The 15,424-nt window shown below is 48.9% G+C and carries 13 protein-coding genes; 5 read left to right on the top strand and 8 right to left on the bottom strand.

Annotation, left to right across the window (positions count from 1 at the left end; genetic code table 11):
* On the bottom strand, nucleotides 1-202 hold a 202-nt coding region (locus tag VIM87_RS20660), incomplete at its 3' end, for a sulfatase-like hydrolase/transferase (protein ID WP_331998841.1).
* Between the two features lie 84 nt (nucleotides 203-286).
* Here VIM87_RS20660 and VIM87_RS20655 point away from each other — a divergent pair.
* Nucleotides 287-1,006, top strand: coding sequence for a DUF2306 domain-containing protein (locus VIM87_RS20655; RefSeq protein WP_331998840.1), 720 nt, complete (start codon nucleotides 287-289; stop codon nucleotides 1,004-1,006).
* On the opposite strand, the gene VIM87_RS20650 is transcribed toward VIM87_RS20655, so the two are convergent.
* The 4 genes from VIM87_RS20650 to VIM87_RS20635 all read right to left on the bottom strand — a co-directional run bounded on the left by VIM87_RS20650 (nucleotide 999) and on the right by VIM87_RS20635 (nucleotide 4,751).
* Nucleotides 999-1,511, bottom strand: coding sequence for a DUF488 domain-containing protein (locus VIM87_RS20650; protein WP_331998839.1), 513 nt, complete (start codon nucleotides 1,509-1,511; stop codon nucleotides 999-1,001). The genes VIM87_RS20655 and VIM87_RS20650 overlap by 8 nt on opposite strands.
* A 243-nt stretch (nucleotides 1,512-1,754) precedes the next feature.
* A complete protein-coding gene (locus tag VIM87_RS20645) occupies nucleotides 1,755-3,098 on the bottom strand; it encodes a DNA/RNA non-specific endonuclease (protein WP_331998838.1) in 1,344 nt (447 codons plus the stop codon).
* 229 nt (nucleotides 3,099-3,327) lie between these two features.
* On the bottom strand, nucleotides 3,328-4,239 hold the full coding sequence (locus VIM87_RS20640; protein WP_331998837.1) for a bestrophin family protein: 912 nt from the start codon (nucleotides 4,237-4,239) through the stop codon (nucleotides 3,328-3,330).
* Between the two features lie 29 nt (nucleotides 4,240-4,268).
* Complete coding sequence (locus VIM87_RS20635) at nucleotides 4,269-4,751, bottom strand: hypothetical protein (RefSeq protein ID WP_331998836.1); 483 nt, start codon at nucleotides 4,749-4,751, stop codon at nucleotides 4,269-4,271.
* A gap of 241 nt (nucleotides 4,752-4,992) precedes the next feature.
* Between VIM87_RS20635 and VIM87_RS20630 the strand changes: the two genes are divergently transcribed.
* Complete coding sequence (locus tag VIM87_RS20630; RefSeq protein WP_331998835.1) at nucleotides 4,993-7,374, top strand: ABC transporter permease; 2,382 nt, start codon at nucleotides 4,993-4,995, stop codon at nucleotides 7,372-7,374.
* A 3-nt stretch (nucleotides 7,375-7,377) separates the two neighbouring features.
* On the opposite strand, the gene VIM87_RS20625 is transcribed toward VIM87_RS20630, so the two are convergent.
* Nucleotides 7,378-8,742 (bottom strand): HAMP domain-containing sensor histidine kinase, encoded by a 1,365-nt coding sequence (locus VIM87_RS20625; RefSeq protein WP_331998834.1) that lies wholly within the window; start codon nucleotides 8,740-8,742, stop codon nucleotides 7,378-7,380.
* Complete coding sequence (locus VIM87_RS20620) at nucleotides 8,726-9,418, bottom strand: response regulator transcription factor (protein ID WP_331998833.1); 693 nt, start codon at nucleotides 9,416-9,418, stop codon at nucleotides 8,726-8,728. Before VIM87_RS20620 ends, VIM87_RS20625 begins: the two co-directional genes overlap by 17 nt.
* 293 nt (nucleotides 9,419-9,711) lie before the next feature.
* Between VIM87_RS20620 and VIM87_RS20615 the strand changes: the two genes are divergently transcribed.
* The 3 genes from VIM87_RS20615 to VIM87_RS20605 all read left to right on the top strand — a co-directional run bounded on the left by VIM87_RS20615 (nucleotide 9,712) and on the right by VIM87_RS20605 (nucleotide 12,314).
* The gene (locus VIM87_RS20615; protein WP_331998832.1) at nucleotides 9,712-10,260 is read left to right on the top strand and encodes a YceI family protein; all 549 of its coding nucleotides are present in this window, start codon (nucleotides 9,712-9,714) and stop codon (nucleotides 10,258-10,260) included.
* Between the two features lie 196 nt (nucleotides 10,261-10,456).
* Nucleotides 10,457-10,762 carry a hypothetical protein gene (locus tag VIM87_RS20610; protein WP_331998831.1) on the top strand — a complete coding sequence of 102 codons (306 nt, stop codon included), beginning with the start codon at nucleotides 10,457-10,459 and terminating at the stop codon, nucleotides 10,760-10,762.
* Between the two features lie 217 nt (nucleotides 10,763-10,979).
* Nucleotides 10,980-12,314, top strand: coding sequence for a sigma-54 dependent transcriptional regulator (locus VIM87_RS20605; RefSeq protein WP_331998830.1), 1,335 nt, complete (start codon nucleotides 10,980-10,982; stop codon nucleotides 12,312-12,314).
* On the opposite strand, the gene VIM87_RS20600 is transcribed toward VIM87_RS20605, so the two are convergent.
* Entirely contained in the window at nucleotides 12,256-14,904 is a 2,649-nt protein-coding gene (locus tag VIM87_RS20600; protein WP_331998829.1) for an ATP-binding protein, read from the bottom strand. The genes VIM87_RS20605 and VIM87_RS20600 overlap by 59 nt on opposite strands.
* Nucleotides 14,905-15,424 lie beyond the last annotated feature (520 nt).

Genomic DNA, 15,424 nt, shown 5'->3' with positions numbered 1-15,424 from the left:
TGAACCGCATGCCCTGCGCTGCCAGCTTGTTAATGTTGGGCGTATGCCAGGGCGTGCCGGCATAACATTCCAGGTCGCCATAACCCATATCGTCCATGAAAATGATGATCACATTGGGTTTGGCAGCGGGCGGCTGCTTTTTGAAGCTGAAGCAGATCAGTGCTATAACGGCTAACAGCAGCGGAGCAATAATTTTTTTCATCGGTTTTTCTTTTATGACGTGTGCGGCTGTTAAAATAGGAAAGATTGCTGTGAATGGGAAATGCCAGCGTTATAACTATGCATCTTGTCGCAGCATATGCCGCTGTGGTCTACTGCTGCGCTATCGGGTATGCAGTACCGCTACTTTTATACTATGGCATACAATTCTACCATAAAACGAACGCCCCGGCTTATATGGCTGGCGGTTATACTGTTGGTGCTGACAGGCCTTGCAATGGTGATCCGCAGAGCGCTTACAATGGCCGGCGTGCTGGCTTCCGTGAACCCCGCTGGTGGCGCTCCGTTTGATACGGGTTTTTCAAAACATGCGGTTATTACTTTCCTGCACATGTTGCCCGGCGCCTTATTCATGATCCTGGGACCCTTACAGTTTGTGAAAAGCATCCGTGAAAAGTATCCCCGTTTTCACCGCCGGAGCGGCTGGGTATTTATAGTGTGTGCTTACATGACCGGGATCTCGGCGTTCATCATGTCGTTCCTGCTGCCGATAGGTGGTGTGAATGAAGGCGCGGCCACTGTTTTATTTTCCGTATTTTTTCTGATAGCCTTAACCAGGGCGTTGGTGCATATTATAAAACGGCGAATGGCCCTGCACCGGGAGTGGATGTTAAGGGCCTTTGCCATTGGACTGGCAGTGGGCACCATCCGGCCTATTGTAGGATTGTTCTTTGCATTCTCAGGCCTGGCGCCGCAGCAGTTCTTTGGTACAGCATTCTGGATAGGATTCACCTTACATCTGATCATAGCCGAATGCTGGATCAATTATACAAGACGATCTATTTAAACAGGTCACGCCTGCCTTTGCCTATTTCAAATATTATGGCTTCATGCGTTTTCATTTGTCCCTGTTCATCAATATGCTGCAGCCGTACATTTTCCTTTACCAGCGCTTCGCCTACCAGCTTACTGCGGTGACACCGGCGGGGATCGCTTTCACTGCACATAATGGCCAATACGATCTGCTGCTCATACGCCTTTTTTAAACGTGCAATACCACGCCGGAATGGCTGTGACGCGCTTACCAGCGCATAATCTACTCGCCCGCCGGGTTCATAAAGAGTAGGATCTGCAGGACGGCCGCCCAGGGTATCGCCCATATAAACATAACGGATGCCGCCGGCTGTCAGCGCTGCCTGCAGGGCAGGCTGATTATACTGCGGGTTAAACCGGGAAAAAGGAATAGAACGCACATCCACCAGGTATTGAATACCCGGCGCCTGCAGCAGGTAAATGAAATCTTCAATTAACCTGCGCCCATGACCAATGGTATAAATAGGCGGCTGTTCCATACTGGCAAATTACTAAAAATTTTAGCAAAATAATTGACAGAATTTCAAAAGAATTATCACTCAAAAGATGATACAATTAAGGCCCCGCCCGCTATTGAGGTAATTAGCCTTTTGCAAAGTGATAGGGTTAGCTTCAATATTTTTCCAGCATACAAGAGAGGGCGTAGCTCAGAAATGGCTACGGCCCTCTCTATATATTCCGCGTTAAGCACAATTCGTAATTGACTAATTCGTAATTCGCATCTACTGGTTGTCCACCTTCGCCTCTATTACCTGCTGCACGGCCGCCGGCACATTCGACAGCAGATCATACCCCGTAGCATTTTCAATAGCATCTACAGAAGTGCGGTACTGTTTCCAGTCGCTGCTAACCGTGTTAACATTGGGCGTATTTACAGCAATCACCCGGGTGCTGCTGCTAATGCGGGCCAGGTCGCCGGAGCCGTTAGGGATCACCACCAGCACTTTCCATACGTTAGCGGGCACGGTAACATGGCCATTATCAATAGTAGTAGCGGTACCATTGCTGCCGGTACCGCCTACGCCATAGCTGCCCATAATTATATACACCTCATTACCGGACGACACCAGGCTGCGGCCATAACCTTCCAGGTTATTCCAGGTTTGCTGATTATTATTCGGCGCCTGGGGTATCATGTTGCTCATAAGGAAAGTAGCCGAATTAGCGCTTACAGAAGAAGTGCGGTCTGCCGAAGGACAGTTATGCCCGCGGTCAAAGCCACTGCCGGAAAAGCTGCTGCTGCCAACCTGGTACCAGCCGGAGGGCAGGGTATTATCTGCCCGGAAATCATCCTGCCGGTCGGTGCTGCCAATATCGGAGCTGGCCAGGTGCCAGCTTACCCAATTAGGCCCACCACGGTCACGGTTATACGATAATGTGTAGTAGGTTTTTACCATCAGGTAATTGGCCGGGTAGGAGGTATTGGCTACGGCGCCACTGGGATTGCCCAGCAGCATATTATCATCATCGCCGGGAGTGGTGCCGCCACCGCCTCCGCCACTGCCGGAGCTCACGGAAATATTATCGATATTAATACGGTTGCTGCCGCCGGAAGCCTTGCGGATAGACAGGCGGAAGCTGCCGCTTACACTCACCGTGAAGGTAGCAGTTTGTAAGGTGGTGGATGAGCTGGTAATGGTGCTGCCTACCTGCGTATAGCTGCTGCCCCCGTTGGTGGAGATCCACAGCTGCCAGGTGCTGCTGCCATCACTGCCATACACCGCATGGCTGATGCTAATGGTGTTGGCGCCGCCGCTGGCATCAAAGTTCATGGTAATGGAACCGGTATTGCGGATGCGTACGGACTGCGTGCCGCTTTTAGCATCTGCCGCCAGGTTGCCGATCAAGGCATCGTTCATGTTCCAGGAGCCGCTGCCCAGGGTAACATTACCGGAAGCATAGGCGCCTTTGGTGCCGGATTCAAAAGTTTCTGAAAGGGTTACCACGTTAGCCGCGCTGGTAGCGGTTTTGGCGGTCATGGGCTGTAAAGGTGGTGTAACAGGCTCTTTGCTACAGGCAGCAAATAGCATGGCCAGTAAGATGGCATAGCGCGCTTGGATCTTCATGGATTAAACGGTTTAGATGGTTTTCAAAAGTGTTTCGACAGGGGAATTGCTCCCGGGTTGTTTCAATAGATTATTGTACGGTTACTGATCACAGGGTTTTGATTACGCAAGGTAAAATACAGTGTTCACTGCAGGAATACTAATGGAGAATGTTATCTGTGTTTTAAATAAAAAATGCGCCACCGCCCGGAGGCTGGTGACGCATATTGGATTGATTCGCAATATAGATCTATAGAATATAGAATTTTTCTGCGGGCTGGCTTTCCGGGATCTCCCAGTCCTGCAGGATCTGTTTAAGATCCCGCTCAATGGTACGCGCAATAGCGGTCATCGGCGTATCTGTAGGTTTATTCTCAAAAGGATCCTGCAGGTGAATAGCCATTTTTTCGATCAGCAGGAAAGAAGCTGCAATAGCTACTACCAGCGGAATTTCAATAATGCCGAAGAACTCTATCAGGCCAAACGGCAGCAGCAGAATGAACAGGTTCAGCGTAAGGTGAATGTACAGGCTGTAGGTAGCCGGGAAAATGGTGTTCTTAATACGCTCACCTTTACCCATAGAATCGCAGAGGCGTGTAAAGGTGCGGTCCAGCTCTATTTGCTGGTAGCGGTTTATCCACCCCTGTTTCAGCGCATAGTCCAGGTCGCGGGCATGCAGCTCCAGCAGGGCCACGGGTTTATTATCGAAGCGGCTGATGTAATCCAGCTCCCGCTGGGATATAAGCCGGTCCAGTCCATGCGTCGGCTGCAGCTTGCGCAGCGATTGGCCCAGCGCATAACACCAGGCAATTTGCCGCCGTACAAATCTTTCCCGGAAGCGGATCACCTCCTCCGGTGTTTCCCCCTCAAAAGCAGTAAAGGTGAGCAGCTGCCGCGTAAGTGTACGGGAATCATTTACGATGGCCCCCCAGATAATACGCGCCTCCCACCAGCGCTCATAGGCCTGGTTGGACCTGAAGCCCAGCAACAGGGAAATAACGGTGCCTAATATGGCAGGAATAGCAATGGGAATGGATATGCGGACAATGTGAAAGTTTTGATGTACAACAGCAATGGCAATGGCATATGCAGTTATCCATATCAGCTCATATTTTATTTTCCCGAACACGTATGCAAAGGGAATATTCTCTTTCAGTAGCATATAGCACAGTTTTATGGGTGAAGATTTTATCAGGCAGTAGCGGCCGGGCGCAGTATTTTTATCCGCAGGTTTTCCTCACGGCTGCCAGTGTTCAGCGGCAATAAGGCGCAGCCCGATTTTTTTATGATGTTCAGCGGATCAAGGCTGTTCTTGTTCACTTTTACAAAACGGTAATGCTCATCATACGCAATTACAGCAATGCTGTTCGCGAAAAGGAAATTCTTGAAAACCGCAACAGTGCTGCCATAGAAGCATTCCACCCGGATGCTGTTAATACGGGCCGGGTAATTTTTTTGCAGCTGTGAAATGATATTCCGGTACTCTTCACTGATGTGCTCATAATCCTTCATACGGCGGGACAGCATCATCAGCTCCTGCATGTTGTCGGACATTTTAAAAAAGTGCACCAGCAAAATGTTCATGGGCTCATGCAGCTGCACATTATTAATAGCTTCCTTTACCATATCCAGGGAACGTACGCTGAAATCTGTAGGGATCAAGATATTTTTCATACACGATATTTTTTTGTTGTGAATTGATAGTGCAAAGCAACAACACGGGGGTTAGTACGGTCTAAGAGGTGTATTAAAATACCGTGAGGAAGAGATTAGAAAGGGATTAGAAAGCGGGGTCAGTAGTTGAAAATGAACACGTTCTGTTCAGAAATGAACAGTTGAAGACAAGAAAACAATTGACTAACAGCTATTTAAGTGTTGGTATGTTGTTAGTGCGTGATCCGTAACCTTCACTCTTATGCTAAAGAACTACATTAAGATCGCCTGGCGCAACCTGCGCAAAAGCAAAATGTATTCTGCCATCAATATCACCGGCCTGGCCGCAGGTATGGCTATTGCTATGCTCATAGGGCTTTGGGTAGTAGATGAATGGCGGTTTGATAAGCAGTTTCCCGATTATAAGCACATTGCAATGGTGCTGCAGAATGTTTACAATAACGGGGAAACCGGTACGGGAATGAACGAGCCTTTTCCTTTAGCGGCTGCATTGCGTAAGGATTATGGCGCTGACATTAAATCCGCAGCCATGTGCACCTGGGATCAAACACATGTGCTGGCATCAGGAGAAAAGCGGTTAAGCGGGGTGGGGGTGTATTGTGAGCCGGACCTGCCTGAAATGTTAAGCCTGAAAATGCAGGCGGGCAGCCATAAATTAACGGATCCTGCCACTATTCTGCTATCAGCATCACAGGCCAAAGCCTGTTTTGGTGCAGAAGATCCACTTAATAAAACACTGCTGATAGATAATAAAACCCCTGTGGTGGTAACCGGTGTGTATAAGGATATGCCGCGCAACTCCTCTTTTTCAAATGTGAATTTTATAATGCCCTGGGCCTTGTATGCCCGGCTAACAGACCTGAACCACCTGGATAATCCCTGGCGTGCCAATTCTTTCCGGGCTATTGTGCAGATAGCGGAGCACACCACTATGGAAAAAGTATCGGCTAAGATCAAAGATGTAAAGCTTAAAAATATTCATAAAGATGAGCTGTCCTTTCATCCCCAGCTATTCCTGCATCCTATGTCGCGCTGGCATTTGTATGCGGAGTTTAAGAATGGCGTGAATACAGGTGGTTTCATAAGATATGTATGGTTATTTGGGATCAGCGGGGTATTTATATTACTGCTGGCCTGCATCAATTTTATGAACCTGAGCACTGCCCGCTCTCAGAAACGGGCCAGGGAAGTAGGGATCCGCAAGGCCATTGGCTCACAACGCAGTCAGCTGATCTGGCAATTCTTCAGCGAATCCCTGTTAATGGTAATGTTAGCCCTGCTGGTGGCTTTGCTGCTGGTAGCTTTGTTGCTGCCCCTGTTTAATGCGGTGGCTAATAAACAAATGTCCATCTTATGGGCCAGTCCTGTATTCTGGGCCATCTGCATAGGTTTTAGCCTTATCACCGGGTTAATAGCCGGCAGCTACCCGGCGTTTTATTTATCGGCTTTCCGGCCGGTAAAAGTGTTGAAGGGTACTTTCCGCGTGGGCCGTTATGCGGCTATGCCCCGTAAAGTATTGGTGGTGCTGCAGTTCACCGTATCTGTTATATTGATCATTGTTACCATTATAGTGTTCCGGCAAATACAGTTTGCACAGAACCGGCCTATTGGTTACGACCGTAACGGGCTGGTAACGCTGCCTATGTACACCCCGGCCATTCATGACCGGTTTGATGTAGTGCGTAATGAGCTGCTGCAAACCGGCGCAGTGGAAAATATGGCGGAGTGCTGGAGTCCTATAACCTCTGTATGGAACACCAACAGCGGTTTTAACTGGGAAGGTAAGGACCCGGGTATGGCGCTGGATTTTCCCAGTGAGCCTGTGTCTTACGATTATGGGAAAACGGTTGGCTGGCAGCTGGTAGCCGGCCGGGATTTTTCCCGCAGCTTTGCTACGGATTCCACCGCCTTTGTGGTTAATGAAGCAGCCATAAAATTTATGGGGTTAAAAGATCCGGTAGGAAAAATTGTTACCTGGGATGATGAGCCCTACCACATTATTGGAGTGATCAGGGATGTAATTGCAGAATCGCCCTATGCGCCGGTACGCCCGGCTGTTTATCATATGCTGCGCGGCGGCCCCGGCACGCGCATGATCGTAAAAATAAATCCCAAAGTAAGCACGCAAGCTGCGCTGGCGAAGATAGAGGCTGTGTTTAAAAAGTACAACCCCACCCACCCGTTCGACTACCAGTTTGTGGACCAGGACTATGCAAATAAGTTTGGAGACGAGCAGCGTTTTGGTAAGCTGGCCAGCATCTTTTCCATCCTCGCTATCCTGATCAGCTGCCTGGGATTGTTTGGTATGGCTTCTTTCATGGCAGAGCAGCGTATTAAGGAAATTGGTGTGCGTAAAGTGCTGGGCGCTACCTTATTCAGCCTGTGGGGTTTATTGTCAACTGATTTTGTAAAGCTGGTGATCATTGCCCTGGCCATTGCATGCCCTGTAGCTTATTATGCCATGAGCGGCTGGCTGCAGCAATACGCCTACCGTACCAGCATTCCCTGGTGGATCTTCCCGGCAGCAGCTGCAGCCACCTTGTTCATTACTTTCCTGACCGTAAGCTACCAGGCTATTAAAGCGGCATTAATGAATCCTGTAAAAAGTTTGCGTACAGAATAATGGTTACGCAATTACCGGCAGGTAAATTTTTACTACGGTGCCAGATTGTTCAGAGGCTTGTATGTCAATAGAGCCTTTGTGCAGGCGAATAATGTTAAGCGTAAGCGGCAATCCGATACCATGGCCTTCAAAGCTGCTGGTATTGGAGGCACGGAAAAAAGGCACAAACACCTGCCCCAGCTCTGCGGAGGGAATGCCAATACCCTGGTCGGTTACTGTTATGATCAGCACCTTTTTAGTAGCTTCCAGCTGTATGGCTACCGGTTGATTACTGGAATATTTGCAGGCATTCAATACCACGTTGCTCAGCGCCATCTGTAATAAGGGAAGGTTACCCAGCGTGCTTAAATGATCTGCCTCTTCCGGCAGGTTATTAAAATCCAGTGTTATTTTATTATCAGGATAGATCTGGTTGGCCGTGGTTTTCACAGACCATAACAGCTCATCCAGCCTTATTTTTTCCCAGGGGAGCTTTTTGCCATCAAATCCTGTTTGGGCAAGGCTTAGCAGGCTGCTTACCAGCTGGTTTAGCCGGGCTGCTTCCTGTAAAATGAGCGTAAAGGAGGCAACCTGCTCCGGGGAGGCGCCGGCTTTTTGCATGCCCAGTTCTGCTTCGCCGGAAATAATAGTGAGCGGCGTTCTGAACTCATGGGAGGCGTTGCTGATAAAATTATTCTGTGTTTCAAAAATAGCTTCGAGGCGGCCCAGCATATCATTAAAAGTAATGGCCAGCTCCGCGATCTCATCTTTTCCGTTGCCGGTATTTAAACGCAGGTGCAGGTTATTGGCGCTGATGCGTTGTACATTATGTATAATATCCCGCACGGGCTGAAAGATCTGCCGGCTGAATACTTTTCCGATGGTGAACACCAGTACCGAAAACACCAGGAAACCGGTGAGCAGGGCTTGTTTCAGGTTCTGTAATTCTTCCTTGCCATACACATCCTGCGCAGCAGTGATCACCATAAAATCGGCATCCTTGCCCAGGTATAAGCCGGTATACAGCACACTGTCGCGCACAAACCGCGCACTGCCCTGGGTAAAAACCTTCTGGTAAAAGTCACCGGGTAATTTCACGGGAGAGGGTTCCTGCAGCTCGCCGGTACGGGGATGCAGCTTTATCGCATAATCTTTTTCAAAGGGCAGGTTTTCCAGCTGCTCTTCCTTTACACGGTAATAAATGTGCGTGTTGCTTTTATTATCTTCCAGGATGGCCTGCGCCACTATTTTGGCGCGTACTTCCAGGCGGTGGTAAAAGTTCTGCGCGGTGCTGCGGGCGGCAAAATAATAAACGAAAAGGCTTAACAGCAGCATAATAGCGGCGGTAATAGCCGTAAAGAGGATGGTTATTTTATTCTGTATTCTCATGTTGTTCGCGCATTACATAACCCATGCCCACCACGGTGTGTATCAGTTTGGAGGAACCGGTTTTATCAATTTTTTTACGGAGGTAGTTCACATATACATCCACTACATTAGTGCCCAGGTTAAAATCAATATCCCATACGTGTTCCAGTATTTCTATGCGGGACAGTACACGGCGCTGGTTCTTGAGCAGGAACTCCAGCAGCCGGTATTCGGTAGCAGTAAGGTTCAGGGGTTTATTATTACGGCGCACGGTTTTGGAAACGGTATCCAGCTCCAGGTCGGCGATCTGCAGCAGGCTGCCGGGGCCCTGTGTGTTTTTTGAGCGGCGTGTAAGCGTGCGTACGCGGGCGCTTAGCTCCGCCAGCTTAAAGGGCTTCACCAGGTAATCATCTGCCCCGCTATCCAGCCCCGTTACAATATTCTCCGTGGTACCCAATGCGGTGAGCATCATAATAGGCACCTGCTCATTTTGTTTGCGGATGCTGCGGCAGATCTCTACCCCGTTAATACCCGGCAGCATAATATCCAGTATGATCAGGTCAAAATCATGGCCGTTTGCCATTTGTAAACCGGAGGAGCCGTCCATGGCCACACTGATCTCATACCCGTTATCTGCCAGGCCCCGTTTAATAAGCGATACCACATTCGGCTCGTCTTCAACCAATAATATCTTCATGCGGTTCCGTTTGGGAACGGAAAATAAGCAATTCTGCACTTAACACGTTAGTTCTATTGGCGGCTGTCTGCAAAAAAACCGCTTTAAAGCTACGCAGGCAGCCGGTTTTAAAAGCAAGTTTTAACGAAATGTTAAATGTGTACTATATTATTACAAATGTTAAAAAAGTGCACTATTTCCGGCAATTTGTCCACAGCATTTGAAGGGCGTAACAATTATTTTTATATACGGAAAACGGAACGGGAACTATGAACGTATTCGTTTAGGAACCTAGGATTAAAAACATTACAATTATGACAACCTGGAAAATCGATGCATCACACAGCGAGGTAGGATTTAAAGTAAAACACCTGATGATCACAAACGTAAGCGGCCACTTTACCAACTTTGAAGGCACCTTACATACCAACAGCGCGGACTTTCATGATGCACACATTACCTTTGAGGCGGACGTTAACAGTGTAACAACCAACAATGAACAACGTGATGAACACCTGAGGACTGCCGATTTCTTCGACGGCGCACAATTTCCCAGGATATCATTTGAATCCAAACAGGTTAAGAAGGTAGATGATGACCACTACCGCCTGATCGGCGACCTGACCATACGGGATCAAACGCATAGCATTGAGCTTTCTGTTACATATTACGGTACCACACAGGATGCATGGGGACAAACCAAGGCTGGTTTTGAGCTGAACGGAAGACTGCACCGCTCCGACTACGGCCTGCGCTGGAGCGCTACCACTGATGCCGGTGGCCTGATACTGGGAGATGAAGTGAAGCTGCACATGAGCATACAGCTGGTGCAGGAAGTTGCTGTGAACGCGAAGATTGCGTAAAAAAACTGCTGACTTTGTACTCAACTTTGGGAATACGTCCTCAACTGTAATGTGTGGAGGGTACGCAATCCTATACGCATAAAACGCTTACTGCCAATAAGATGCACACTGCTAAACTTTGATAAAAAGCATGGCACGTTTTTCACATTATAAAGTGGGACTTTAGAATTCCTCCACTTTATAAAAACACTGAACAATGAAAAACTTGATGCTCTCACTGGTAGTAGTAGCACTATCAGGCGTAGTTACCGTAAATGCCAACGCACACAAGCCTGTAATTGCAAAAGTGCAGCTGCAGGACGAAAAGAAACCTGTTAAGGTAGAAGAATTACCTGATGCCGTAAAGGCAACCCTGGCTTCTGATGAGTATAAAGAATGGAAAGCAGAAAAAGCTTTTTGGGTAAAACCCGCTACTGGAGCGGAGTATTACGAAGTTGAAGTGAAGAAAGGAGAAGAAGCCAAAACCGTAAAGTTAGATAAAGACGGTAAAGTGGTTGCCTGATCTGAAAGCCCTGGACATGCAGTAGAATAAAAATGGGAAGTCTCCCCGGACGGGGGGACTTCTCTATTTTTGTTTTATCCGGTATTGTTAACTAATATTACAGTCGAGCAATTTTAGATCTTAGATTTACGATTTTAGATTTGATCAGCGCGATTCATATTCGCGTAAATCCAAATCTAAAATCGTAAATCTAAGATCGTAAATCCATTAAGATGCCATGGCCAATATATTGTTAGTAGAGGACGACACTACATTTTCACAGATCCTGGAAGGTTTTCTAAAGAAACACGGCCATGAGGTGGATGCAGTGTACAACGTTAAGAACGGAATAAGATCACTGGAAAAAAAGGAATATGACCTGCTGTTGCTGGATTACCGGCTTACAGACGGGAACGGACTGGAAGTGCTGAACGCTACCAAGGAAAGGGGTATGCATATACCCGCCATCATTATGACCAGCTTTAATGATGTGCGTACCGCGGTGCAGGCCATGCGCTCCGGCGCCTTTGACTATATCACCAAACCGGTGAATGCAGATGAGCTGCTGCTGGTGCTGAACGAAGCGCTGAACCGTAAAACCACTACTACTGCCCCTGCCAGCCAGCAGCAAAATGTGTTATCCGGTTTTATTGAGGGTAACAGCGAAGTTTCCAAAAAACTCTATGAATACATTAAGCTGGTAGCGCCCACCGATATGTCTGTGATCATATTGGGAGAAAGCGGTACCGGTAAGGAATATGTAGCCCGCTCTATTCACAGCCTTAGCAAGCGGGCCGATAAGCCTTTTATTGCAGTGGACTGCGGCGCCCTTTCCAAAGAGCTGGCCGCCAGTGAGCTGTTTGGGCATATCAAAGGCGCTTTTACCGGCGCTTTGCAAAACAAAAAAGGTTTGTTTGAAGCTGCCAATGGCGGCACCCTTTTCCTGGATGAGGTAGGGAACCTGAGCTACGAAGTGCAGGTGAAGCTGCTGCGCGCCCTGCAGGAGCGCGTGATACAGCCCATTGGCAGCACCCAGCAGATACGGGTGGATGTGCGGATCATTACCGCCACCAATGAAGACCTGCCCTCTGCCAACGGCAATTTCAGGGAAGACCTGTACCACCGCCTGAACGAATTTAAAATGGATGTACCGCCCCTGCGGGAGCGGGAAGAAGACCTTGAAATATTTACCCAGCACTTTATAAAGCTGGCCAACCAGGAGCTGGGCCGCCAGATCAAACGCCTGTCGTCCGGCGCTATGACGGTGTTCCGCCAGTACGACTGGCCGGGCAACCTGCGGGAGCTAAAGAACGTGATACGACGTATGGTGCTGTTGACGGAAAGTGAAACTGCCGGTATGGAAAGCCTGCCGGATGAAATGACCTTTTCCGTGAACCAGATGCCCAAAACCCAGAGCACTGACCTGAAAGCGCTGAATGAAGGGAATGAAAAAGAATTGATCAAGGAAATACTGCGCCAGGTAAAGAACAATAAAAGCAAGGCCGCCCGGCTGCTTAATATTGATCGAAAGACGCTTTATAAAAAGATGGAGAAGTATCAGATTGAGGGATAAACAGGGAATCTACCTTGTACAATAAGGCTTTCATGCCTACGGCCAGCTCATCTACCTGCGCCACTGCATCTCCCGGTAATACAGTATTTTGTTGTAAGGCTATTTCCAGCATCCGGAAGCGGGCTGCCAGCTCGCCGGCGCCTATCTGCGCGGTTCTGCCGGCCATGCGGTGCAGCAGTAAGGATACCTGCTCCATATCCTCTCCCTTAGCCGCCATACAAAGCTGGTCCAGGTCATAGCGGTTATCATTGCTAAAACGTTCCAGTATTTTCTGGATCATGGTCTTATCGCCAAAGGTGAGCTTTTCCAGCGCAGCCAGGTCTATTTCATTATCCTCTTCCGGCTCGCTTTCATAATCCTCGTTATCTGTTTCCGGTACGTACTGTTCATCTAACAGGGATAAGAGTTCCGATTCCCGGAAGGGTTTCATCAGCAATCCGTCAAAACCGCCTTCCTGCAGCACGGCTTCCCTTTCTTCGGGCAGGGCCTGTGCGGTAAGGGCATAGATCTTCACGGTTTCCGGAATATAGCGGCGCAGGCGGCGGCACAGTTCCGCGCCGTTCAGGCCCGGCATACGCATGTCAGCCAGTATCAGTGTTACATCATCGTCCCAGGGCATTTCCAGCATGGCTTCCGGCAAATGGAAGCAGATGTGCGGAATGGCATGTTTCTCAAAAATAGAGGCGCATAAATGCAAAATAAACGGATCATCATCCACCACCCATACCTTGCCTTCGTAATGGCCGTGGAAATGAACGGCTTCAGTATTGGGCAGGGCATTATGTGCAGCAGCCATTGCAAAGGGTAGCTGCACGGCAAAGCGGGAGCCTACCCCCGGTTCGCTGGTTACCTCAATGCTGCCGTTCTGCGCTTCTGTTAAGGCTTTTACAATACTTAGTCCCAGGCCGGTACCGTTCTGGTGAGAGCTGTCGCCTGCCTGTTCAAACTGGTTAAAGATGCGTTGTACATCTTTTTCTGCAATGCCTTTACCCGTATCGGCCACCGTAAAGGTGAGCAGCTGCATATTGTCCTCCGGAGAGGGCGCACTCTCTACGGTAAGCGTTACCTGCCCTTCGTCTGTGAACTTAACGGCATTACCCATCAGGTTATAAAGCAGCTGTTTCAGGCGGAAAGGATCTCCGTTCAGAAAAACGCCGCTATGAAGCGTGTTGTTTAACACCAGGCCCAGCTCCTTCTTTTCTGCCTGCGGGCGTATCACGGTCATTACTTCTTCCAGCAGCTGGCGCAGGTCAAAGTCGCGGCGCTCAAAGGTGAACTTACCGGATATGATGCGGCTGTAATCCAGCACCTCGTTCACAATATGCAGCAGGTGCTCGGATGAGTGGAAAATAGCCTCCAGGTGCTTTTTGGAAGGTTTATCCTGCTGCCGCAGCAGATCGGCATAACCAATAATGGACTGCAGCGGCGTGCGGATCTCGTGGCTCATATTGGCCAGGAAGCGCTGTTTGGCAGCGCCATGGTATTCGGCTTCTTCCTTGGCAATTTCCAGCTGCTGCCGGTAAGCGTTACTTTTTGTAATATCTGTAAGGATAAGGTATACCAGTATAGCCATCAGCAGCAGGAATACGCACATAATAATGCTGATACGCCATACACTGGTGCTTACCACGTTGCGGGCCTGGTAATTATTCTGCTCCTCCTGTTTTACTACTTCTTTTTCTACTTCCTGCAGAATGGAGAGCATTTGGCTGGTGAGCACATTACTGGCATTGGCCAGCTCTATTTCCCGGTTCACAAAACGGCTGCTTTGCAGGCGGCGCTCCTTTTCATAATCCTGCATGGCCTTTTCCACCTCCCACATAATGCTGTCCTGTTTGGCCAGGGCCAGCGTATCTATTTTCACGTTCACCTCCTCCTTTACCATACGGGTAGGGGCCTGGGAGGTAGGCGCTACTTCCGCTTCCTGTTCTGTTGCCGGCGGCGGTGCTTCCGGTTTCTTACGGCCAAACAGACGGCTGAAAAAGCCGCTTTTTACGGGCGGGGCTTCTTCCGCTGCCTTTTCTGCAGCTGCTGCGGCAGAATCAGAAGGGTAAATGAAGGTGGTGGAGATCTTTTTTTCCGTGGTGATCACGGTGCTGTCTATCTGTGGTGCGCTGTTCAGGATCAGCTCTGAAAGGGTCTGGATCTGTTTGGTAAGATCGTTATTGTTCACCAGCCCCTGCCGCACCTGTAAATAATTCAGGAACAGCTTATCCCTTTCCAGCAGCAGGTGTTTCATAGAATCCACGCGCCGGCGCTGGGAAGGATTGTCGCTATACAGGAGCTGCAGGCTATCCATGGCCACGCGCAGCATTTTAGATTCGTCGAGGAAGCTTTGATAAGAGTTGGCTTTCAGCAATGCCTGCCTTTTCTGCAGCTGATCCAGTTGGGTAATATCCCGGAAAAGGGTATTTACGATGCGCAGTTTTTCATTGGGTTCGGAAAGGCTTTTTACGGTGCGCAGCATTTCACGGAAAGCGGTGCGGCTCACTACCCAGGCTAGTCCCAGGGCAATACACCCCGCCAGGAAGGCAATCACCACCTTCCCTTTTACGGATCGTGTAAAAGAGCTGTTACCCGGATAATTCATCAATCACATGCCTTTTTCGCTTTCAATAATACTGCTTTTTGGGCGGCTATGGAAGCGTTTTTTTAAAGTCCATGGTCCATAGTCAATGGTCCATGGCATAATCGGATGGTAGTTGTGCATAGTTTGTAATAATCCACGGCCGTAACCGCTGGGTTATTTACCATAATTTTAACAACAGTCCATGGTTCATAGCCGATGATCCATGGCGTAACCCATTGGGTTGTTGACCATGGACCGGAGAGAGCTTCGATGCTGTTGGCCCATTTGTAAACAGGGTTAACAGTAACAATTTATATACCATTATTTATGACAGGCATTGATCTATAGCTATTTCACTTCCAATTCATGCAGCAATGACCATCGGCTATGGACCGCAGACTGCAGTCGAAGGCAACACCAACTATCCCCGCAGTACATCACTACGCAGCAGGCGATGGACTATGGACCATCGACCATGGACGGCAGCCGCAGGCCACACCAACTATCTCCACAGTACATCACTACGCAGCAGGCAATGGAC

The organism is Chitinophaga sp., from assembly GCF_036569125.1.
In the GTDB taxonomy this organism is placed as follows: Bacteria; Bacteroidota; Bacteroidia; order Chitinophagales; family Chitinophagaceae; genus Chitinophaga.
Note: the sequence above shows the minus strand (reverse complement) of the source record. Positions and strands in the feature narration are given on the sequence as shown.

What these genes read in the sequence shown, in the direction of transcription:
- VIM87_RS20650 (WP_331998839.1), bottom strand. Translation starts at nt 1,511, where the DNA reads ATGGAACAGCCGCCTATTTATACCATTGGTCATGGGCGCAGGTTAATT.
- VIM87_RS20645 (WP_331998838.1), bottom strand. Translation starts at nt 3,098, where the DNA reads ATGAAGATCCAAGCGCGCTATGCCATCTTACTGGCCATGCTATTTGCT.
- VIM87_RS20640 (WP_331998837.1), bottom strand. Translation starts at nt 4,239, where the DNA reads ATGCTACTGAAAGAGAATATTCCCTTTGCATACGTGTTCGGGAAAATA.
- VIM87_RS20635 (WP_331998836.1), bottom strand. Translation starts at nt 4,751, where the DNA reads ATGAAAAATATCTTGATCCCTACAGATTTCAGCGTACGTTCCCTGGAT.
- VIM87_RS20630 (WP_331998835.1), top strand. Translation starts at nt 4,993, where the DNA reads ATGCTAAAGAACTACATTAAGATCGCCTGGCGCAACCTGCGCAAAAGC.
- VIM87_RS20625 (WP_331998834.1), bottom strand. Translation starts at nt 8,742, where the DNA reads ATGAGAATACAGAATAAAATAACCATCCTCTTTACGGCTATTACCGCC.
- VIM87_RS20620 (WP_331998833.1), bottom strand. Translation starts at nt 9,418, where the DNA reads ATGAAGATATTATTGGTTGAAGACGAGCCGAATGTGGTATCGCTTATT.
- VIM87_RS20615 (WP_331998832.1), top strand. Translation starts at nt 9,712, where the DNA reads ATGACAACCTGGAAAATCGATGCATCACACAGCGAGGTAGGATTTAAA.
- VIM87_RS20610 (WP_331998831.1), top strand. Translation starts at nt 10,457, where the DNA reads ATGAAAAACTTGATGCTCTCACTGGTAGTAGTAGCACTATCAGGCGTA.
- VIM87_RS20605 (WP_331998830.1), top strand. Translation starts at nt 10,980, where the DNA reads ATGGCCAATATATTGTTAGTAGAGGACGACACTACATTTTCACAGATC.
- VIM87_RS20600 (WP_331998829.1), bottom strand. Translation starts at nt 14,904, where the DNA reads ATGAATTATCCGGGTAACAGCTCTTTTACACGATCCGTAAAAGGGAAG.